Below are 19,664 nucleotides of genomic sequence, written 5' to 3'. Positions count from 1 at the left end.
AAGAGCCGATGAACCTATGATAGACTTCCCAGTTGGACCCGAAAAGGAGGATGAAGCATGGGAGAAACTCCGATTAAGGGCCGCATCTATAACAAGGGCCTCGGCCATAAGGATCAGGTGGCCGGCGTGCTGGCCGACGATTTCCACAGCGGACTCGTCGAGGCGTTGAAAACCCGCGGTTACAGCCTGGAAGCCCCGGGTCTCACCCTGCTCCTGGCGCGTGAATTCGGATTCTGTTACGGCGTCGATCGGGCGCTGGGATATGCCTATGAGACCTGCCGGCGTTTTCCCGACCGCCGGATCTTCATCACCGGGGATGTCATTCACAATCCCCGGGTGAACGAACGCCTTCGAAGCCTGGGGGTCAAATACCTCCCGCAAAAAGACGAAGACCCCGACCGGCTGGAGGGAATCGGTCCCGGTGATGTCGTTCTCCTTCCCGCTTTCGGCGCGGAACGGGAAGATGTGGATCGTCTGGAGGAACTGGGTTGTACAATTGTAGATACAACCTGCGGGTCGGTGCTCCTCGTCTGGAAGAGTGTTGAGAAGTATGCGCGGGATGGGTACACCGCCGTTATCCACGGGAAACACTACCATGCGGAAACACGGGCGGCCTGCAGCCAGATACTTAAAATTCCGGGCGGCCGCTATCTCGTCCTGCTGGATCTCAATGAGGCCCGGATCGCGGCGGAGATGATCCGCGACCGGCTGAATCCGCGGGAATTTCTCGGCACATTCCATCAACAGATCAGCCCCGGGTTTGATCCCCTGCGCGATATGGAGAAGATCGGCCTGGCCAATCAAACCACCATGCTGAGCAGTGAATCATTGGCCGTGGGCGGAATCCTCCGGGAAGCCATGGCGGATCGCTATGGAATGGATAAACTCGGCGAGCACTATCGCAGTTTTGAGACAATTTGCAGCGCGACACAGGACCGGCAGGATGCCGTGGAAGAGCTCCTCAAACAAAAACTCGATTTGTTGATCGTCATCGGCGGACATAACAGCAGCAATACCGGCCACCTCGCGGAGATTTCACATCGGACCGTGCCTACATATCATGTCGAGGGTGCGCGGGATCTTCTGGGAGCCGACGCCATCCGCCATCTCCCCGTCGGCGCCGCCGAGACGGTCATTACGAAGAATTGGCTGCCCGGCCGGGATCTGCGGGTCGGCTTGACCGCCGGCGCCTCGACACCCGATCGGCAGGTCGGCCGCGTCATCGAACTGATACTGAAATTCAAAGGATTGAGTTGTGAAGATTATTTAAAACCGTCAGGAGGTTGAGCATGCGCCATATTAAAACTCATCCACTACTCACGGCTTTCACCGCCGTCGCCCTTTTTCTTGCCGCTATAGCCAAATGGTTGTCCATTATTAATGGAGTCCACCGGCCCACTGATTTTATCTCGGCCGGCATTTTTACGGTCGGCGCTGTTATCTGGATCTTGCTCCTCTTGCGAGCGAGAAAATCCAAACCGGAAGATTAAGACCCGACTTATCACAACCTTGATTGGGAGTACCTCATCCTTCCGCATGGAGGACAGATCATGGCCGCCGAGCCGCCCGTTTGGATCTTCACCAACGGCCGCATTATTACAAATAACCATGACATTCCACGGGCTGAAGCGATGGTGGTGGGGCATGAAAAGATCCGGTGGATCGGGCGGCGGGAAGAGCTCCCCGCGATTTACAAAACCGGAGCCGTCGTCCGTGACCTCAAGGGATGCACGGTCCTTCCCGGACTGATCGACGCCCATTTGCACGTCGAAGGATTAGGCCGGTCACTTGAGGAATTGAACTTTGTCGGATCGACTTCCTACGAGGAACTTATACAAATGGTCGCGGCCGCCGCGGCCGCCGCACCTCCTGGGAATTGGATACACGGCCGGGGTTGGGATCAGAACAATTGGCCGGAATCCCGCATGCCGGATCATCGGGCTCTTTCAGCGGTATCACCCGCCCACCCGGTCTACCTGCGGCGCATCGACGGGCATGCGGCTCTCGTAAATCAAAAAGCGCTGGATATCGGAAGTATCACAAAGACGACAGCCGAACCCGCGGGAGGGCGGATTCTTAAAACCTCCGCGGGCGAAGTTTTGGGTGTCTTAATCGATGAGGCGATGTCCCTCGTCAATTTCCACATCCCCGCGCCGGCCGCCGCCGTCCGACGGCGCCGTGTGGAGAAGGGGCTGGCTGAGTGCGCCCGGTACGGTTTAACAATGGTGCATGATGCCGGCGCCGATCACCTTGGTTTGGAAATTTATCAATCGCTCCGCACCACGAACCGCCTCCCGATCCGAGCCTATGTGATGATCGAGGGATCCGAGGCGGGATTGCTGGATGAGTGGCTCCTTCGCGGACCGCTTCTGGATTCCGCCGATAGGCTGATCATTCGCGCCGTAAAGCTGTACGCCGACGGCGCCCTCGGCTCACGCGGCGCGGCCCTATTAGAGCCCTACGCCGACGAACCCGGAACGCGGGGCCTCTTGATGATGGAGGCCGATTCTTTGGAAACCCTTCTCCGCCGGATTCATCGAGCCGGCTTTCAATGCGCCGTTCACGCCATCGGCGATCGGGCCAACCATCTCCTGCTCGATCTTTATGAAAAGATCTTGGGCGCAGAAATCCTCGGCGGCAAGCCCGGCCGCGATCCCCGGCACCGGATCGAGCATGCACAGATCATCGCGCCCGGTGATATCGGCCGGTTTGCTGCATTGGGTGTCGTCGCGTCGATGCAATTTACACATGCCACATCGGATTGGACCTGGGTCGCGAACCGCATCGGCCGCGGACGTCTCCCCGGCGCCTATGCCTGGAGATCCATCTCCCGAGCGGGGGCCCGGCTGGCGCAGGGAAGCGACGCGCCGATTGAATCCCCCAACCCCTTCCCGGGCCTCGCGGCCGGAATCTCGCGGCAGGATGCTGATGGAAATCCAAAGGGGGGGTGGCTGCCCCATGAATGTTTAACTCCAGCAGAGGCTTTGGGGGCCGCAACGACCGGCGCGGCGCAGGCGGCCTTTCTCGAAGATCGCTTGGGCCGTCTCCAAGAAGGCTGCTGGGCCGATTTCGTCCTCTGTGATACCGATCCATTGACTGAACCGGCTTCCAGCATACGCAAAACCCAGGTCGAAGAGACCTGGGTCGGCGGGAAATGTGTGTATCGACGGGGCTAGATTAGTCGTCTGCTTTACCGGTCAAGCGGAAGTGGATCGTATCAACCACTCCGAGTTGAAAATTCTGCGCCAGATAATCGCGCGCGAAGACATTCTCCGGACAGGGTCCCGATTTGATCCGCACATCGTAACACCCCGGCTCAAGGCGAAAAGACCGCGTGCCCTCGGGGCGAAGATTGTAGTCCAGCTGATTATCGCCCCACTGCCCGACATCGCATTTCTTGATATAGGTCTCTCGGGTTGAACATTCCAGGTCGTTAATGACAATCAACCCGGCGGCGTCAGGCTCGATGATGAAGCTCACTTCCCCGCCGTCCTTAACGATCATCCGTTCGGAAAATTCGTTTTTGACGATACCCATGCCGCTCACTTCAATCTCCCGCTCCGACGGGGGAACAAAACCCTTTGAGATTTTCACCGTTTCGGTCAAGGTCGCACCGGCAAGGATCTTCTGGGCGTCTTCCTGCATGATTTGAACCGAAATAGTGTAATCGGTCATATTGACCACATTGACGGTGCCTTCCTTCGAGCAGCCGGAGGATACCAGGAGGATGACCAAAAGACCCAACATCCAAAGCCTCTTGTCCCGAATCCGGAATCTTTGCATCGTTTCAACATCCTTTCCCCAGACCACTCCACCGGCCCATCCCCGAAAAATTCGCTTAGGAGGAAAATATCTGGCCACAGCCGGGAGTCTAGAAAGAGTCCGGCCGGCTGTCAAGGTGACAGGGTGAGGGGAGAATACGGAGATCAGCCCTGGGGATCTATCCGAACCTGGTTTCTGGCAAAGGGGGCTTCCGCCGGCGTCTCTTCGAGATTCTCGGGGAAGACTTCTTCAGTGGCGTCGGAAAGTGAGAGAGTCCGTGTCAATTTTCGGATACGGAGCAGAGTTTGGCGGATTTCCTGATGCTGGATCGCGATTTGGTCCAGCGTACGGACCGCTGGCGCCGAATCCCGCCGGGTATCGGCGTACAGCAGCAGCAGATGGGCTTCAAGGCTATCCAGCGGATGCACCAACGTCTCTTCAAAGCGGGATAGGAACCGAACGAGGGCCTTTTGGGCCATCCTTCTCTCTCTTCGGGCGCTCTTGAGCTTGCGGCGCTTTCGACAGAGTTCCAACAGCCTGGTGAGTCGTTTTTGATTTAAATCCTGGGAGTCGGACCACATCCAGATATCCCACAAGCCCGCCCTGAGAAGTTTGCCCAGCTTCAAGTTGGATGTCTTCTCATCAGCCCATCCAATCAGCGGGACCGAGGGCTTGAGGTTCCGGCGCATCAGGCGGATATAATCAGGATTCGAGAACTGAAGATCGGTGATATCAATGATAGCGGCATGCGGGCGCAAACTCGCCGCCATATCAAGACTTCCCTCGGTATCCTGCGCGAAGTGGATTTGGACATTGATCCCCAAGGCATCCATGACGATGCCCGGAGAACGCTTTGTCGATACGAGAATATGATACATTTGATTCATCTTTCGCTCCCACTGGACTCATCGTCATAAAATCAGGCACCCTTAAGGATGAAGCCGCACCGAAGAAGGGAAATTCATGAAAATGACGGCGGGAAGGCACCGGCAAAAGCTTCTGACCTGGTACCGGCGACAGCGGCGAGAGATGCCCTGGCGGAGCGAAGCCGGGAATCCCTACTGTATCCTATTGTCGGAAATCATGTTACAGCAAACGACCGTGCAGACTGTCATTCCCGTTTATGAAAAATTCCTTCAGCTCTTCCCCACTTTGGAGACCCTGGCCGGGGCCGATGAGGATGAGGTCTTGGCCGCTTGGGCCGGATTGGGTTACTACCGGCGGGCTCGGATGCTGCACCAGGCGGCGCAAGAGATCCACCGCCGCCCGGAGGGATGGCCGGTCACGGCCGCCGAGCTGCAGAAACTCCCCGGCGTGGGATGCTACACCGCCGCCGCGGTGGCGAGCATCGCCTTCGGTGAAATGGTCCCGGTTCTCGACGGCAATGTCGCCCGGCTCCTCTCGCGCTGGGCTTTGATCCCGGGCGATGCCCGCCGGGTCGCGGTCCGCCGGCAATTGCTGGATACCGCCCGGGGATTTTTGAATCCTCGCCATCCCGGCGATTTGAATCAGGCGATGATGGAATTAGGGGCGACGATCTGTCACCCGCAGCAACCCGCCTGCGCCCGATGCCCCCTGCGCGACGGATGCGGAGCTTTTAAGGAAAATTGTATAAGTGATTTTCCGCCTCCGGCGAAACGAGCGCCGGTCGTCGAAGAATATCAGGATGTTCTGATCATCCGGGACAAGCGGGGCCGGTACCTGCTGGAACGCAAGACGGATGGCGGGGCGCTCCAGGGCCTGTGGTGCTTCCCCATGCGGGCCGGCTCCGAAGAGGCCCGGTCCACACGAAAAGACGGCCTGGGAACCATCCGTCATTCGATCATGAATCGCAGGATGATCCTCAACATTGTTAAAGGCGCAAAAGCCCCGGGGGGAAGCCGCGCCCGGGGCCGTTATGTAACCAGAGAGGAGATCAGCGGTCTGCCGCGATCTTCTATTGTTGACAAGGTTCTGCGGCTTCTTTGACTTTCTCCGAGGGCGCACGCGCCGCCTCATGCGCCAGTTGAACAAACAGCGCGTGCACACTCCGGTCGGCGGTGAGTTCAGGGTGGAAGGTCGCGCCGAGGATTCTGTTCTGGCGGATCATGACCGGCTCGCCCTTGAACCGCGCAAGGACCGTCACGCCGCCACCGAAATCCTGAATCCGCGGGGCGCGGATGAAGGTCATCTCCAGCGGACGGTTCTCCTCCCCTTCCCATTGTCCAACGGCATGAAACGATTCGACCTGCCGCCCATAAGCATTCCGCGTGACCGTCGCATCAAGCAGTCCGAGAGATTCCTGCGCCGGATCCCGAACATCGTGGGCCAACAGAATCAGCCCGGCACAGGTCCCCAGGACCACGCCGCCCCGGCGCCCGAATCGCCGGATCGCCTCCATCCCCTCACAACCAAGCAGTTTGAGGAGGGTCGTGCTTTCACCCCCGGGAATGATCAAGCCGTCCAATTCACCGAGACGGGCCGGATCGCGAATCTCAATCGACGGGATCCCGATCTCTTTCAAGGCCTGAAGATGGGCTTCGAAATCCCCCTGGAGGGCCAGCACTCCTATTTTCAGTTCGGATCTTGTCATTGCCTTTTCACCAGCATCCCTTTTTACCAGCCGCGTGTCTGGAGCAGGTCCTTTTCATCCATCTTGGACACATCCAAGCCCGGCATCGCCTCTCCCAACTCTTCACTCACTTCCGCCAGAACCATGGGATCTTTATAATGTGTCACCGAACGGACGATGGCTTTCGCGCGAGCGGCCGGATCTGATGATTTGAAAATGCCCGAACCGACGAAAACCGATTCCGCGCCGAGCTGCATCATGAGCGAAGCATCGGCGGGGGTGGCGATGCCGCCCGCGGAGAAATTGGGGACGGGAAGCTTCCCCTCTTTGGCGACAAGCCGGACCAGATCGAAGGGAGCGCCCAATTCCTTCGCCTTCGCCATGAGTTCTTCCTCACGCAGGTAGAACAATTCGCGCATGCCCCGTTGAAGCGCTCGCATATGGCGAACCGCTTCGACGACATCGCCTGTGCCCGCTTCACCTTTTGTGCGGATCATCGCCGCCCCTTCCGCGATGCGGCGCAGGGCCTCTCCCAGATCGCGGCATCCACAGACAAAGGGCACCTTGAATTGAAACTTGTCGACATGGTGCGCCTCATCAGCCGGCGTGAGGACCTCGCTCTCATCAACAAAATCAACCCCGAGGGCTTCGAGGATCTGAGCTTCCGCAAAGTGGCCGATCCGGCATTTCGCCATAACCGGGATGGAAACAGTTTTCATGATCTCTTTAATGATCCGGGGGCTGGCCATGCGGGCGATACCGCCGTCGCGCCGGATGTCCGCCGGTACGCGCTCCAATGCCATCACCGCCACCGCTCCGGCATCTTCCGCGATTTTGGCTTGTTCGGCGTTGGTGACATCCATTATCACACCGCCCTTTAACATTTCGGCTAAACCTGTCTTGATTCTTAATGTTCCCTTCTCCATGACACCCTCCTGTGCTAAAGTTAAAGCAGCGGTCCCGCTTCACTCTTCTTTCCAGACCAACCCTTTTCCCCCGCAGCGCCTTCGTACAGAATGTCCCCGAGTATCCGGATCCCCTGCTTCAGCCGGTCACTCGGTTCCGCCGTCGATGAGAGGGAAAGATTCCGGTGTCCGCCTTCAACAAAAAAGAGCGGACCCGGTGCGACAGAAACACCGCGACGGCGCGCTTCCATCGTCACCGCAACAGAATTGAGCCCCGGCGGCAGGGTGACCCACAGCGTCATCCCGCCTTGAGGATTCGTCCATCCGGCTTCCGGGGGAAAATACTCGTTCATCCCATCCAGCAGGGCTTTGCGCCGCTGGGCATAGATGGAAATAACACGATCGAGATGGCGGTCCAACAGACCCTGTGCGCAAAACTCCGCCATGACAATTTGCGACAGAAGACTCGTTGAGATGGCGACGGCCCGCATCAATCTCGAAAGGGAATCATAAACCGGTTCAGGCGCCGCAACCCATCCGACCCGCAGGCCGGGAAATAGAATCTTCGAAAAGGTTCCCAGAAGGATCACCTGGTTTCTCGTATCCAGCGCCTTCAGGGTGGGAACCGGCTCGCCCTCGTATCGCAATTCGGCGTCGAAATGATCCTCGAGAATGGGGATGCCTTTCCTGGCCGCGAGATCAAGCAGCGCCCGCCGCCGTTCAACCGATTGCGTCAATCCCGTCGGATTCTGGAAGGTCGGCATTGTATAAATCAGCCGGATTTTCTCACGGGCGGCCACCGTCTCGAGGATGTCGACGCGAAGACCCTCTTCATCGAGTGGAATCGGCGCCAACCGGACACCGAGATTCCGAAAGAGCGCCAGAGCCTGTGAATAGGTCGGGCTCTCGACCGCGACACACTCGCCGGGGCGCACAATCCGTCGCACGACAAGATCAAGACCTTGCTGGGAACCTTGAACAATCAGTATTTGATCGGCCCTCGCCGGCGTTCCCTGCCGGCTGAGACGCCCGGCGATTTCCTCACGAAGCATCGTGAGACCTTCCGTCGGTCCGTATCCCAAAGCCTGAGGGCCCCGGAGCCGGAGGGTTTCATTCAGGACCTCGGCAAGATCCTCCATCGGGAAAAGCCTGAGATCAGGTATCGCTCCGGAGAGGCGGATGGGCGAGGCCCCGTCCGGGAGGGCGACATTTCGGGAGAGGACGCGCTCCATTTCATACAGCCCTTCATCCTGCCGAATGACCTCCGCCCAGGTAAAGGGCTCTCTAAGGGGCGTGGCGGACTCCTGCTGCTGTTTCACAAAAGTCCCCCTGCCGACCCCCGAATCAGCCCATCCGGCGGCGACCAGTTTACGGTAGGCCTGTACAACGGTCGACCGGTGCCAGCCAAGCCCCAGCGCCAAATCCCGGGATGAGGGAAGACGGGTCGATGGGATCAGCTCACCCCGAAAGATGAGATCCTTAATCCCCTGGACCAGCCGCTCATTGAGGGGGCGCTCCCCGGGAAGATCCTCCACCGAGGTTATGATTCTCTGAATGAGCTGATCGGACCGATTCATTAGCAGACCATTCCTTTCATTTAGAGCATATATCGGCTAATTTTACCCTGTCAATGAGATAAATTGGACTGTTTGACACATACCATTTGCAAGTTAGGGCGCCTCACGATGGTTCTCCGATTCATGACCGCCGAACTCACTTGAAACAGGGCGCCCGGCAGGCTTACTCTCTGCGATGTGGCAACCACAAGAGATAACATTCTTAAGGAATGCCGGATCACGGTATTCCGCTCGGGCGGGCCGGGAGGGCAGAAACGGAATAAGGTTGCCTCGGCCGTTCGTATACAGCATATCCCGACCGGCGTTGTTGCGATCGGACGTTGTCATCGCGAGTTGCATCGGAATCGGAAAGAAGCGGAAGACCGTTTGGTTGAAAAGGTACTCGCACTCGAGAAAAAGCCACCCGCGAGACATCCGACCCAGCCGACGGCTGCTGCCAGGGAAGAGCGCTTGACGGGAAAGAAGCAGCGATCCCGACTCAAAGAAATGAGAAACCGGGTCATTAGGGAAAACGAAGGTGAAGGGAGATGACGCCATGACAAGTGGTATTCAAATAGTTACGAATCGCAATATCAGCAAGGTCACGATTACCGATGTAGAAGATCGTCCCGGCAGGGCCGCGGAAATTTTTGGAACACTCGGCGCCCAGGGTTTTAATGTGGAACTTGTGGTCTCAACCGGCGGCCGGGAGGGCCGGGCCGATATTTCGCTGGCGATTTCCAGAAGCCAAGAGGCGCAGGTGAATGAGGTCATGGAGAAAATCCGCGCCGAAGTGGGCGGCAAATCGGTGAAGATCAATTCCGAGGTCGCCCTCATCTCTCTTGTAGGCCAGGGTCTGTCACAGGAAGTCGGGTTGGCGGGGAGGATGTTCGGTTCCCTGTCCAACAATGGCATCAATATCGAGGTCATTTCCACATCGATGTCATCGGTTACCTGCATGATCGATGAAGCGAGTTTGCCGGGTGCTGAAAAAGCATTGAGGGAAGAATTCGATCTCTAGAACGTCTGATGAACGGGGTGGAATGAATGAGTCGAACATCCAAGCCAACCAACAAGTCCACAGTTGAGAAAGATAAGAGACCCGCGGGAAGCAAGGACCCTGCCGTACGCTCCAGGCCAAAATCGACGGAAACGGAGAACTCGAAAAGGTGGGCGACCTATTCCGGTTTGCCGTTGAAAGAGGTCTATGTCTCCGGCGATCTTTCGGAGCCCCACGGAAAGAGTGATGACCTGCCCGGGGAATATCCCTTTACCCGCGGCATTCACAAAGATATGTACCGCGGGCGAACGTGGACGATGCGGATGTTTGCCGGATTCGGGAGTCCCGAAGACACAAACCGCCGTTTCCATTATCTCTTGGAGAATGGCCAGACCGGCCTTTCCACGGCTTTCGATATGCCGACGTTGATGGGTTACGACCCGGATCATAAAATGTCTCTGGGCGAGGTCGGCCGGGAGGGGGTTTCCATCCCGACGCTCCGGGATATGGAACTCCTTTTTAAGGGTATCCCCCTCGACAAGGTCAGCACCTCAATGACCATCAACGGGCCCGCCATTGTTCTTCTCGCTTTCTACATCGCAGCGGCGGAAAAACAGGGTATTGGACCCGAGAAACTCCGCGGCACACTGCAGAACGACATCCTCAAGGAATTTATTGCACAAAAGGAGTGGATCTCTCCACCCCGGCCGAGCATGCGGATCATCCAGGATATGCTGGTCTACGGCACACGGCATATGCCCCTCTGGAATACGATTTCAATCAGCGGCTATCACATTCGTGAGGCCGGTTCGACGGCCGTGCAGGAATTAGCGTTCACCATCGCCGATGGGATCGCCTATGTGCAGGCCGGTATCGAGGCGGGCTTGGAGGTTGATGAATTTGCGCCGCGTCTCTCCTTCTTTTGGGATGTCCACAATGATTTCTTTGAGGAGATCGCGAAATTCCGTGCGGGGCGCCGCATGTGGGCTCGGATCATGAAAGAGCGCTTCGGCGCAAAGAATCCGCGTTCGTTGTGGCTGCGGACGCACGCGCAAACGGCCGGTGTCAGTCTGACGGCGCAGCAGCCCTATAATAATGTGGTCCGAGTCGCCCTCCAGGCTCTCGCCGCCGTCTTGGGCGGCACACAATCCCTTCATACAAACTCGATGGATGAAACGTACGCCCTGCCCACTGAGGAGGCCGCCAAGCTGGCCCTGCGCACACAGCAGGTGATTGCAGAGGAATCAAACGTCACCAAGGTTGTGGATCCCCTGGGCGGATCCTATTTCATCGAGCGGCTGACGAAGGAAATGGAAGAGAGCGCCTGGGATATCATTCAGAAGATCGATGATATGGGCGGCATGCTGGCCGCCGTGGAACAGGGTTTCCCTCAAAAAGAGATCCACCGCTCCGCCGTCGAATTCCAGAGGATGGTCGAGGAGAAGACCCGATCGATCGTCGGGATCAACACCTACCAGGAGGGCGAGGATCCACCGATCCCGGTTCTGAAGATCGATCCCGAAGTGGAACGGACACAAAGCGAGAGGATCCAGAAGCTCCGTAAAACGAGGAACGCTTCAGCGGCCGATGCGGCGCTGGATAGCGTCCGGAAGGCCGCCAAAGGAACCGGCAATTTGGTGCCGCCGATTCTGGAAGCCGTGAAAGCCGGAATCACCCTGGGTGAGATTTCGGATGTCTTTCGGGATGTCTTCGGCGCCTATAGAGATCCCGGTTACCTTTAATCGTGTAGGCTGTCAGCCGTCCCTTAGAAAAATCCCCTCGGTTTCTATCCCGAGGGGATTTTCATATCCCTCTCCCCGCCTCTACTTTTCAAGAGGAACGATACAGATAAATCGAAGCAGGCCGGATCCCGTATTGACGAATTGATGCTTTTCCTCCGGGGGAACAAAGACGAAGATTCCGGGTGCGATAGGCTTGTCCCCCTCTTCGCTTCGCACCACCCCATTCCCCTCCAGGATAAAGACCTCATGTTCGGATGGATGGGTATGATGCGGACTGGCGCTTCCCTCTTGGATTTCAATAATCCTCATGGCGAAATTAGGGGCGCCATCTTTTTGGGCAATAAGCCAGCGGATCGCGGCCCCGGGAGTTCCCTCGACCGGCTGAGCCGGCACATCCTGATACTTCCTGGCAATCATTCCTTCCCTCCTTCTCGCACCAGATCAGAGGCGGTGGTTCCGGATCAGAGGCGGCGCCTCCGCCGGAAAGATTCCCCAGCATAGACCGCGGCCGGTTCTTTTCAAAGTCCGTGTTTTCACCACCGCTGCTAGAGCCCCAAAGATTGCGCCGTAAACCGGGGGGTCACGGCTCGGAAAGTCCTTACATTATTTTTTTGAACGTTTCCGTATCCTCCACCGTCTTAATTCCCAGAGGGGGGAAGCTGACAATGTCGAATCGAACTGCTTTTACGTTGCTGTCCAGTCTTCTTATCGTGTCTCTGTTGACTTCACCGCTTTGGGCCGCGGGGTTCGAGGGATTCGGACCTGATGACTTAAGGGAATCTTTTCCCGCAGCTTCAGACGGTGTTGACGCCAACCTCCGGGTCGTTCATGCCGCCCGCATGAATGGACATCCCATCGAGCTGGACGGCCGGCTCGACGATCTCTGTTGGAAAGATGCTGAGGCGGCCGGCGATTTCCGCGTCTGGGATCCCGATCGGGGTGCGATGCCGACGGAGCAGACGATTTTCAAGGTTCTTTATGACGAAAACGCCATCTATTTCGGTGTCGCCTGCCTGGAAGAAAATCCGCAAAACATTTCAACCCATCTTTCCCGGCGGGATAATTACACCAACTCCGATATCGTCAGTGTCTATTTGGATCCCTATCATGACCGCAACACCGGTTACAATTTCCGGGTGAATCCCGACGGCGTTCTCATGGACAGCTATATGTTCAATGACGGCGACCGCGATGACGATTGGGATGCCGTCTGGCAGGCGGAGACTCATTCCGATGAGCGCGGTTGGTATGCCGAGATGAAAATTCCGTTCTCAGCAATCCGTTTTCGCCCTGAGGAATCAATGACTTGGGGATTACAGGTCTATCGGTATATGCATGGGCGCGGCGAGGATACGGCCTGGGTCATCTGGGACCGGGAAACCCGCGGATTCATCAGCCGGTTCGGCGAGCTTCAAGGCATCAGCAATGTCTCCGCGCCGAAACAGCTGGAGGTCATCCCCTATTTTGTTCAGCGAACGACGGATCCCTCGATTGCCGGCCCCGATGACAAACTCGGTGAATTCCAGAATATGGGCGCCGACATCAAGTACGGCATCTCCGCCAACATGACACTCAACGCCGCCATCAATCCCGACTTCGGCCAGGTGGAAGCCGATCCGGCGACGCTCAACTTGTCGCCCTATGAGACTTACTTCCAAGAAAAGCGGCCCTTCTTCATCGAGGGCAACCGTTTCTTTGCGCATCCTGAATTCAATATGTTTTACTCCCGCCGTATCGGGACAGGGAATGAAAATTCGAGAATCAGATTCGCCGGGAAGATGACGGGGAAAACCGCGGGGGACATCTCCGTCGCCGCGCTCTATGCGACGACCGATATCACAGACGCCGGAAAATCACACAACATCTTCAAGAATGGCCGCGAGACGAACCATTATGCCGTCGCAAGATTGGGCAAAGAGTATAACAATGGTAACTTCCGGTTCAATCTGATGCAGACCGCGGTGAACAAGACGGCGGCACCGCTCGGCGACGACGACTATGCCACACGCGAAGCCTATACCACCGGGTTTGACTTCGATCTCAACTTCCACAATCGCGATTGGAATGTCTCAGGCTCTTATGTCGGATCCATTGTCGATCATGAGGGTATCGCCGATGATCCCGATATCAATAGCCGCCAGGATTACGGATCGGGTGCGACCATTGGCGTTTTCCGCGGCGGCGGCAAGCTCCGCGGTTCGGCCTACGGCCGCGTGGAAACAGGGGATCTGAACCTGAATGATATGGGTTTCTTGAGTGCGCCCGATGAGATTTCCAGCGGAATGTGGCTCGGCTACAATTACAACCCCGATGGGGAAAGCAATCTCTTCAATCGCGCCAATTTCAACTTTAACCTTAACAGTAATTGGCTCTATGAGTCCCGTACCGGCTATCGCGCCGGCACCGATGAGATAGCTTGGACCTACGGCCAGGGGCATCCGGGATTCACCACTTCTAATATTAACGGCTGGATGCAATTCCGGAATTACCGCGAAGCCTGGTGGGGCTTGAGCTACAATTTCGAAGGCACGCAGCGCTACATGACCCGCGGCGGCCCCCTAATTTCAGAACCAACCACCTGGGGCGGCTGGGGCGGAGTTCAAACCGACACCCGCAAGGATCTGAATTGCTACGCCGAGCTGAACTATTTCGACGATACGGCCGGCAACAGAAGTTACACATTCAACAGCGCCCTCAATTGGAATCAATCCAGCGCGATTAATCATCACCTGGATCTCAGATATAATGACCGCATCGACGATACCCAGTATATCGAAACGGTCGATATATCCGAACGGCCCGGCGGTGTCGGTATTGGTGGTCGCAGCTATGTCTTTGGTGATCTTCTCCAGCAGACCCTGAGCCTGACCCTCCGGACGAATCTCCTCTTCGCTCGAAATCAATCGCTGGAACTCTATGTTCAGCCCTATATCACCGTCGGCGATTACCGCCGTGTTAGAGAGTTAGCGAAGGCTGACACCTATGATCTCACGCCCTACGAGGAAGAGGGATACGATGTCAACGACTTCGACTTCAGTTACACAGCGGTGAATCTGAATGCCGTCTATCGCTGGGAGTACCGCCCCGGCAGCACACTCTTTCTCGTATGGACGCACAGCCGATCCGGCTATTTTGAAAGAGGCGAATCCTCCAATCCCCATTCCTTCTCAAACGATCTTGACGCGGGAAACCTTTTCAACAACGAACCTGAAAATGTCTTCCTGGCGAAGCTGACATATTGGTTCGCAATGTAGAGTAAGACCGGGTTGGGCGATGGCTGCGGATGATGAGGGACCGTCATTCGTAGACATTATGGAGGGGAGGCGCACCCACCGCCTCCCCTTTCTGCGTGAAATAGAGTGGTTACCAGATCGGTTCCTTCCTCCTATAGCCAGCCAAGCCGCCTGCATGCGCCATGGATAAGGTAGACTCCCATCGCACAGACGAACACGCCGAACGCGAGACGCAGGTGCGGCCCCTTCATATGGTTGGCAAGAACCGCCCCGCCCCAGGCCCCGCCGAACATGCTGACGGCCAGAAGAACCGCGGCACGCACATCAATGTTGCCGGTGCGATAGTACTCCAGCACGGCAGCTAAACCGATTGGCGGAAGGAGTACCGCGAGGCTGGTGCCGGTTGCCCTGTGCTGTGAGAAACCCGCCCAGTAGACGAGGGCCGGAACGATGACGATTCCTCCACCCACCCCGAATAGGCCCGCTGCGATACCACCAATGATCCCTATCACGACAAATATCAACCACGACATTCCTGGCCTCCACCTCGCAAGGCGCCTGGTCCATGGGAACTACGCACGCTCCGATGGACTGCACCGCGCTCCGCCCAACGAGTTTGTAAAAAGGAACCGAACAGATTCAACGTTCTCATAACCCGCGACGGACCGGACCGCAGGGTCAATGCAACCGTCGGGTGGCATTCAGCATCAAGTCAAACTAAATCCGCCCATGATGTTCACTTAACGCACGATTTCTCGAACTCGGACAACCGATAACGCTTGGGATTAGGATGAATTTGAATCAAATATTTCAGGGGCTATAGCCTGCAGATCGGCAAGGATATCTTTCAAACTCCTCCCCATCGCTTGCAGCAGGCGGGCATAGTTATTCCCAGCCGTCTTAAGATGCGGATGTGGGTAGCCGGTGACACGGGTGTGTTGGATGAGAATCTGCAGCGCCCGGCGCAGCAGCGGCTCAGCTTCGGAATGGCAATTCCTGGCTTGAAGTATTAGACCAAGGTAGCTGAGAGGACTTGCGATCTCTGGATCGTTTTCCCCCAAGGCCTTTTCTAGAATCTCCAGCGATCGGCGCAGCAGCGGTTCGGCCTCCGTGCGACGGTTTGTGCCACAGAGCAATTGAGCAAGGTTATTTAGGACCGAAGCCACATTAGGATGGTCCGCCCCCAGAGCATTTTCAAGAATCTCCAGCGATCGGCGCAGCAAGGGTTCAGCTTCGGATAAACGATTCGTGACTTGGAGCAATTGAGCAAGATTATTGAGACAGATGGCCACTTTGGGATCGTTCGGACCGTACAATTGCTGGTTGATCGTGATGGCCTTCCGTATGAGCGGTTCAGCTTCCGAGTGGCGATTCGTGGCCTGAAGCGATTGAGCAAGATTGCTGAGGCAGACGGCCACCTCAGGATCGTTCGGACCATGCGACTGCTCTTTGATCTTTAGCGCCCGGCGCATGAACGGCTCGGCTTCCGAATGGTGATTCGTGGCCCGAAGCGATTGAGCAAGATTATTGAGACAGATGGCCACTCTAGGATCATTCGGACCATACGACTGCTCATTGATCTTGAGTGCTCGTTGATATAGTGGCTCGGCATCCGAAAACCGATGAGTGTTCACAAGAGAGAGCCCAAGATTGTTTAAGGACCCAGCCACGTATGGATGGTTTTCGCCCAAGGCTTTCTCAAGAATCTTCAGGGATCGGCGCAGCAGCGGTTCGGCTTCCGAGTGACGGTTCGTGTCACCAAGCAATTGAGCGAGATTATTTTGGACCAAGGCCACATTTGGATGGTCTTCCCCCAAGGCTTTTTTAAAGATCTCCAGCGCACGGCGCATCGCAATCTCGGCTTCCGAGTGACGGTTCGTATCCTGAAGTAACGTCGCTAGGTTATTTAGCATCATGGCCGACTTCGGATGGTTCTTCCCCAAGACCTTTTCAAATATCTCCAGCGCACGGCGCTGCAGGGGCTCAGCCTCGGAAAGACGTTTTGTACGCTTTAGTAACACCGCCAGGTTTCCGAGACGGATAGCCACATCAGGATGGTCTTGTCCGTAGAACTTCTCGTCTATTTCCGATGCTCTACGCAGCAATGGCTCGGCTTCCGAGTGACGGTTAGTGGAACAAAGCACTTGAGCGAGGTTGTTGAGGTCCGTGGCAACCTTTGGATGGTTCGGTCCGCAGATTTTCTCGTTTATCTCCAACGCTCGGTGCGCTAGAGGCTCAGATTCTTTGAAGCATGCATTGTCATGAAGATACATCCAAAGTTGTCCCGCCAAAACTCCGTTTTGAGAAGGTTCATTCCCAACTTCCCACGATGCGAAAGCTTCATGATAAAGCTTCCCCATCCTGATTTCGGGCCTGTTCTCCCGCAAACGAACCCAATATCGTCCCAATTCCACATCCGTCTGCTGTTTGTACAGCGCCAGAAAAAGTTCTCGATCGGTGAGGGCCTGTTGCAGGCAATCCCACTCCTCAGCCTCCTGGAGTTGCCAGGGCCATTCATCTGATTTGCGGGGTGTCATCTCCGGCTGCGCGGCAAAGTAGGCAGCCAACTCCAGGTGAGCAGAGTGTCGGTCACTGTCTGCCTGCAAAAACTCCGCGGCAACGGCCTGGCGCAGGAAGTCGTGGCCGAAAGCTAGCAAACCGGTACGCCGGGTTAGGTGTGGTTCCATGGCAAGGAACAGGGGCGTCCAAATGGCGCGAGGCAAGGACCCCATATCTTCTCCAAGTAGATCCAGCCATTCCGATTCGGAAAGGCCCATTCGCGCCCCCCAGAGATAGGTTAGAGCGCAACGGACAAGATCCTGTTCATTGTCAAAGTCCTCCTGCCAGCGGCAAATAACGCGTCGGAATAAATCACCCGGATTATCAGCCTCCAAATAGTGAGCGACGCGAGCGGGTAGTTTTTCGAAACTGCCAAATTGGCGAAGCTCATCAAGCACCGTGCGCAGAAAGAGGGGATTCATTGAGCCCGGCGCCTTGACTAAATCTCGCCTTAATTCAGGATCCAAAGTTTTTCGATACTCATCCAGATAGGCTTCAACTATGTCCTCGATCTCGTTCTCATCAGCAAGGGGAAGATCATGTTCATGCCAGTCGCGCTCGTGAATGGCATCAAGCGCCAGGCCCGGCAGAGACGAAGCAATGACGATCACATGCGGTTGAAAGAAGCGCGGTAGCCAAAATAGCCGACGGTCAGGTTCATCTCCCTGAACCTGGTTCAGTCCATCCATGACAAGGACGATCTGTCCTCTTCCCGTCGTTTGGGCCAGCCACAATGGGAGTGCCTCCCTCAGCTTCTCCGGTTCGGTTGGAATGTCTTCTTCAATATCAAACCGGCGTTTGATTTCAGCCAGGAGCCGTCTCAGAAAATTACGAACTGAAGCACTATCCGGGGTGGAGCCAAAATAGTGTTGGAAAAGAAATCCATCCGGATGGCTATTGGCTCGCTCGCGCGCCCAATCCGCCAATAACACTGTTTTGCCACTGCCACTATCACCTGTGACCACAAGACCTTTGCCGCCATGTTCGGAGTCAGCGAATTTGTGCAACGCCGCAAGATGGCTGGGCCGTTTAATACAGGCAAACAGTTTACTTTTCGCATGTGCTTCGTGAGTCAGCCGCTCCCGATCCAGATCATCAGGCACATCCTCCTCTGGGAAGAGCCGGTCAATTAATTCTTTGAATTGTTCACGGATGATCTTGGCCAAGGCTTCGGGACTGGCATAATCTTCGATCACAGGCAGACCACTTTGATGAATGCGATCCTTTAGAGCTACCAGTTTATCTTTACGCTCTTGAGTCCGGCGCGAGGCCTCTTTTATCCCGTAATATTCGACATCGATCGGGATATCCCGTTCGATCATTTCCCGACGTTCGGCATCGGTCAGGGATTCGATCCACTTCGGGTCGCGGAAATAGAAGAATGCATGAGTTTGCATTGCCGGATTGTTTAAAACCCCATGCAAGATCTCAAGCTCGGTAACTGAGGTTCGGGCGTTCAGATGCTCCTTCAGCCAGGGTTCGCTCTTGATCACATCAGCGGGGATGGTGTCGGGAATCCAACCATAACGCTCTCCCAGCAGCCCAATAAAATAGGGACGGCAATGATGAATTTCAGTGAGACACAGTGGTAGGACCTTGCCTTCTGCGGCTTGTTCCTCCGTGATACCCCAGCGCATGTCCACCTCGGTGAATGTGACGAAGCGTCTTTCGCAGATGCGGCGTAGTTCGGGGAAGACCTGTTTAACTAACAGATCGCGTTCCTGCATCATGTCGCGGAAGGTTGAGGAGATGAAGACCCTAATAACTCGGGCGTCGGATGCCACTCCAAATTCCTTTCAAATAGTCCGATTACTATTGCTGGTAACCCATAAAAGATGTAAAACCCGACCGATTATTGATACAGCGGGCTCGCGTCACCGTCCCACCGATGCACATCATGACCAAATCCGGCCTGTTGTTCCTCCTATTAGTAAGTTTCTGTTGCGCAATTGATCTGATGGCGAATTAAGTCGATATTTCCAGACTTTTCTTGTATTTTATTAGAGAAAAGAGATCGGCCTCTTCATAATAATCCATAAGGCTGTGACCTACTGTTTTGATAAACCGAATTCCCTACTTACAAACTACACGGACTCTCGTGCGAGTCGCAAGTGGGGAATAAAAATTGACCGATCTGGGAAGAAAACGAATACCTGTCTTACAAACCACACGCAGATTCGTGCGAGTCGCAGGTGGGGAATAAAAATCAGCCGCTCATATCGGGTCGTGGAAGGATCATGCTGGAAGCCCAACACCATTCGGCCAATTATAGTCGACCTGCCCATCTCCATGGCACTCACAGAAGTCTGAAAAATAGAATATGGAATCCCACCCCGTGCGAGTCGGTACCAGGGGT

At 55.9% G+C, this 19,664-nt stretch carries 16 protein-coding genes; 8 read left to right on the top strand and 8 right to left on the bottom strand.

What is annotated here, in order from left to right:
• The first annotated feature begins 57 nt into the window (after positions 1-57).
• From KJ970_18270 to KJ970_18260, 3 genes are read left to right on the top strand one after another with little or no spacing between them, the layout of a single operon-like run.
• Positions 58-1,287, top strand: coding sequence for a 4-hydroxy-3-methylbut-2-enyl diphosphate reductase (locus tag KJ970_18270; GenBank protein ID MBU2692869.1), 1,230 nt, complete (start codon positions 58-60; stop codon positions 1,285-1,287).
• A 2-nt stretch (positions 1,288-1,289) separates the two neighbouring features.
• On the top strand, positions 1,290-1,490 hold the full coding sequence (locus KJ970_18265) for a hypothetical protein (GenBank protein ID MBU2692868.1): 201 nt from the start codon (positions 1,290-1,292) through the stop codon (positions 1,488-1,490).
• 60 nt (positions 1,491-1,550) lie between these two features.
• Positions 1,551-3,176 carry an amidohydrolase gene (locus KJ970_18260; GenBank protein MBU2692867.1) on the top strand — a complete coding sequence of 542 codons (1,626 nt, stop codon included), beginning with the start codon at positions 1,551-1,553 and terminating at the stop codon, positions 3,174-3,176.
• A 1-nt stretch (position 3,177) separates the two neighbouring features.
• On the opposite strand, the gene KJ970_18255 is transcribed toward KJ970_18260, so the two are convergent.
• Positions 3,178-3,783 carry a hypothetical protein gene (locus tag KJ970_18255; GenBank protein MBU2692866.1) on the bottom strand — a complete coding sequence of 202 codons (606 nt, stop codon included), beginning with the start codon at positions 3,781-3,783 and terminating at the stop codon, positions 3,178-3,180.
• Positions 3,784-3,926: 143 nt separating this feature from the next.
• Complete coding sequence (locus KJ970_18250) at positions 3,927-4,649, bottom strand: hypothetical protein (protein ID MBU2692865.1); 723 nt, start codon at positions 4,647-4,649, stop codon at positions 3,927-3,929.
• 76 nt (positions 4,650-4,725) lie between these two features.
• Between KJ970_18250 and mutY the strand changes: the two genes are divergently transcribed.
• Positions 4,726-5,730 (top strand): A/G-specific adenine glycosylase, encoded by a 1,005-nt coding sequence (gene mutY / locus KJ970_18245; protein ID MBU2692864.1) that lies wholly within the window; start codon positions 4,726-4,728, stop codon positions 5,728-5,730.
• Here mutY and pdxT read toward each other — a convergent pair.
• From pdxT to KJ970_18230, 3 genes are read right to left on the bottom strand one after another with little or no spacing between them, the layout of a single operon-like run.
• Positions 5,699-6,334 carry a pyridoxal 5'-phosphate synthase glutaminase subunit PdxT gene (pdxT, locus tag KJ970_18240; protein MBU2692863.1) on the bottom strand — a complete coding sequence of 212 codons (636 nt, stop codon included), beginning with the start codon at positions 6,332-6,334 and terminating at the stop codon, positions 5,699-5,701. The genes mutY and pdxT overlap by 32 nt on opposite strands.
• Before the next feature lie 23 nt (positions 6,335-6,357).
• Positions 6,358-7,239 carry a pyridoxal 5'-phosphate synthase lyase subunit PdxS gene (gene pdxS, locus KJ970_18235; GenBank protein MBU2692862.1) on the bottom strand — a complete coding sequence of 294 codons (882 nt, stop codon included), beginning with the start codon at positions 7,237-7,239 and terminating at the stop codon, positions 6,358-6,360.
• Positions 7,240-7,259: 20 nt separating this feature from the next.
• Entirely contained in the window at positions 7,260-8,795 is a 1,536-nt protein-coding gene (locus tag KJ970_18230; protein ID MBU2692861.1) for a PLP-dependent aminotransferase family protein, read from the bottom strand.
• 177 nt (positions 8,796-8,972) lie between these two features.
• Between KJ970_18230 and KJ970_18225 the strand changes: the two genes are divergently transcribed.
• The 3 genes from KJ970_18225 to KJ970_18215 are packed head-to-tail and all read left to right on the top strand — an operon-like array spanning position 8,973 to position 11,516.
• Positions 8,973-9,326, top strand: coding sequence for a peptide chain release factor-like protein (locus KJ970_18225; protein MBU2692860.1), 354 nt, complete (start codon positions 8,973-8,975; stop codon positions 9,324-9,326).
• A 4-nt stretch (positions 9,327-9,330) separates the two neighbouring features.
• On the top strand, positions 9,331-9,795 hold the full coding sequence (locus tag KJ970_18220; GenBank protein ID MBU2692859.1) for an ACT domain-containing protein: 465 nt from the start codon (positions 9,331-9,333) through the stop codon (positions 9,793-9,795).
• A 26-nt stretch (positions 9,796-9,821) separates the two neighbouring features.
• Positions 9,822-11,516, top strand: coding sequence for a methylmalonyl-CoA mutase family protein (locus KJ970_18215; protein MBU2692858.1), 1,695 nt, complete (start codon positions 9,822-9,824; stop codon positions 11,514-11,516).
• 81 nt (positions 11,517-11,597) lie between these two features.
• Here the strand turns inward: KJ970_18215 and KJ970_18210 are convergent, their stop codons facing one another.
• Positions 11,598-11,933: a cupin domain-containing protein gene (locus KJ970_18210; GenBank protein ID MBU2692857.1), complete on the bottom strand. Its 336-nt coding sequence runs from the start codon at positions 11,931-11,933 to the stop codon at positions 11,598-11,600.
• Positions 11,934-12,181: 248 nt separating this feature from the next.
• Here KJ970_18210 and KJ970_18205 point away from each other — a divergent pair, with 248 nt between their 5' ends.
• Positions 12,182-14,770 (top strand): carbohydrate binding family 9 domain-containing protein, encoded by a 2,589-nt coding sequence (locus KJ970_18205; protein MBU2692856.1) that lies wholly within the window; start codon positions 12,182-12,184, stop codon positions 14,768-14,770.
• 131 nt (positions 14,771-14,901) lie between these two features.
• On the opposite strand, the gene KJ970_18200 is transcribed toward KJ970_18205, so the two are convergent.
• Together KJ970_18200 and KJ970_18195 are read right to left on the bottom strand one after the other, a co-directional pair.
• Positions 14,902-15,282 (bottom strand): sulfite exporter TauE/SafE family protein, encoded by a 381-nt coding sequence (locus KJ970_18200; protein MBU2692855.1) that lies wholly within the window; start codon positions 15,280-15,282, stop codon positions 14,902-14,904.
• 252 nt (positions 15,283-15,534) lie between these two features.
• A complete protein-coding gene (locus KJ970_18195; protein MBU2692854.1) occupies positions 15,535-19,038 on the bottom strand; it encodes a tetratricopeptide repeat protein in 3,504 nt (1,167 codons plus the stop codon).
• Positions 19,039-19,664 lie beyond the last annotated feature (626 nt).

It is taken from the genome of Candidatus Eisenbacteria bacterium, assembly GCA_018831195.1.
GTDB lineage: Bacteria > Eisenbacteria > RBG-16-71-46 > CAIMUX01 > JAHJDP01 > JAHJDP01.
Note: the sequence above shows the minus strand (reverse complement) of the source record. Positions and strands in the feature narration are given on the sequence as shown.

Excerpts from the sequence above, each read along its gene's own strand:
- KJ970_18270 (MBU2692869.1), top strand. The coding sequence starts at position 58 with ATGGGAGAAACTCCGATTAAGGGCCGCATCTATAACAAGGGCCTCGGC.
- KJ970_18265 (MBU2692868.1), top strand. The coding sequence starts at position 1,290 with ATGCGCCATATTAAAACTCATCCACTACTCACGGCTTTCACCGCCGTC.
- KJ970_18260 (MBU2692867.1), top strand. The coding sequence starts at position 1,551 with ATGGCCGCCGAGCCGCCCGTTTGGATCTTCACCAACGGCCGCATTATT.
- KJ970_18255 (MBU2692866.1), bottom strand. The coding sequence starts at position 3,783 with ATGCAAAGATTCCGGATTCGGGACAAGAGGCTTTGGATGTTGGGTCTT.
- KJ970_18250 (MBU2692865.1), bottom strand. The coding sequence starts at position 4,649 with ATGAATCAAATGTATCATATTCTCGTATCGACAAAGCGTTCTCCGGGC.
- mutY (MBU2692864.1), top strand. The coding sequence starts at position 4,726 with ATGAAAATGACGGCGGGAAGGCACCGGCAAAAGCTTCTGACCTGGTAC.
- pdxT (MBU2692863.1), bottom strand. The coding sequence starts at position 6,334 with ATGACAAGATCCGAACTGAAAATAGGAGTGCTGGCCCTCCAGGGGGAT.
- pdxS (MBU2692862.1), bottom strand. The coding sequence starts at position 7,239 with ATGGAGAAGGGAACATTAAGAATCAAGACAGGTTTAGCCGAAATGTTA.
- KJ970_18230 (MBU2692861.1), bottom strand. The coding sequence starts at position 8,795 with ATGAATCGGTCCGATCAGCTCATTCAGAGAATCATAACCTCGGTGGAG.
- KJ970_18220 (MBU2692859.1), top strand. The coding sequence starts at position 9,331 with ATGACAAGTGGTATTCAAATAGTTACGAATCGCAATATCAGCAAGGTC.
- KJ970_18215 (MBU2692858.1), top strand. The coding sequence starts at position 9,822 with ATGAGTCGAACATCCAAGCCAACCAACAAGTCCACAGTTGAGAAAGAT.
- KJ970_18210 (MBU2692857.1), bottom strand. The coding sequence starts at position 11,933 with ATGATTGCCAGGAAGTATCAGGATGTGCCGGCTCAGCCGGTCGAGGGA.
- KJ970_18205 (MBU2692856.1), top strand. The coding sequence starts at position 12,182 with ATGTCGAATCGAACTGCTTTTACGTTGCTGTCCAGTCTTCTTATCGTG.
- KJ970_18200 (MBU2692855.1), bottom strand. The coding sequence starts at position 15,282 with ATGTCGTGGTTGATATTTGTCGTGATAGGGATCATTGGTGGTATCGCA.
- KJ970_18195 (MBU2692854.1), bottom strand. The coding sequence starts at position 19,038 with ATGATGCAGGAACGCGATCTGTTAGTTAAACAGGTCTTCCCCGAACTA.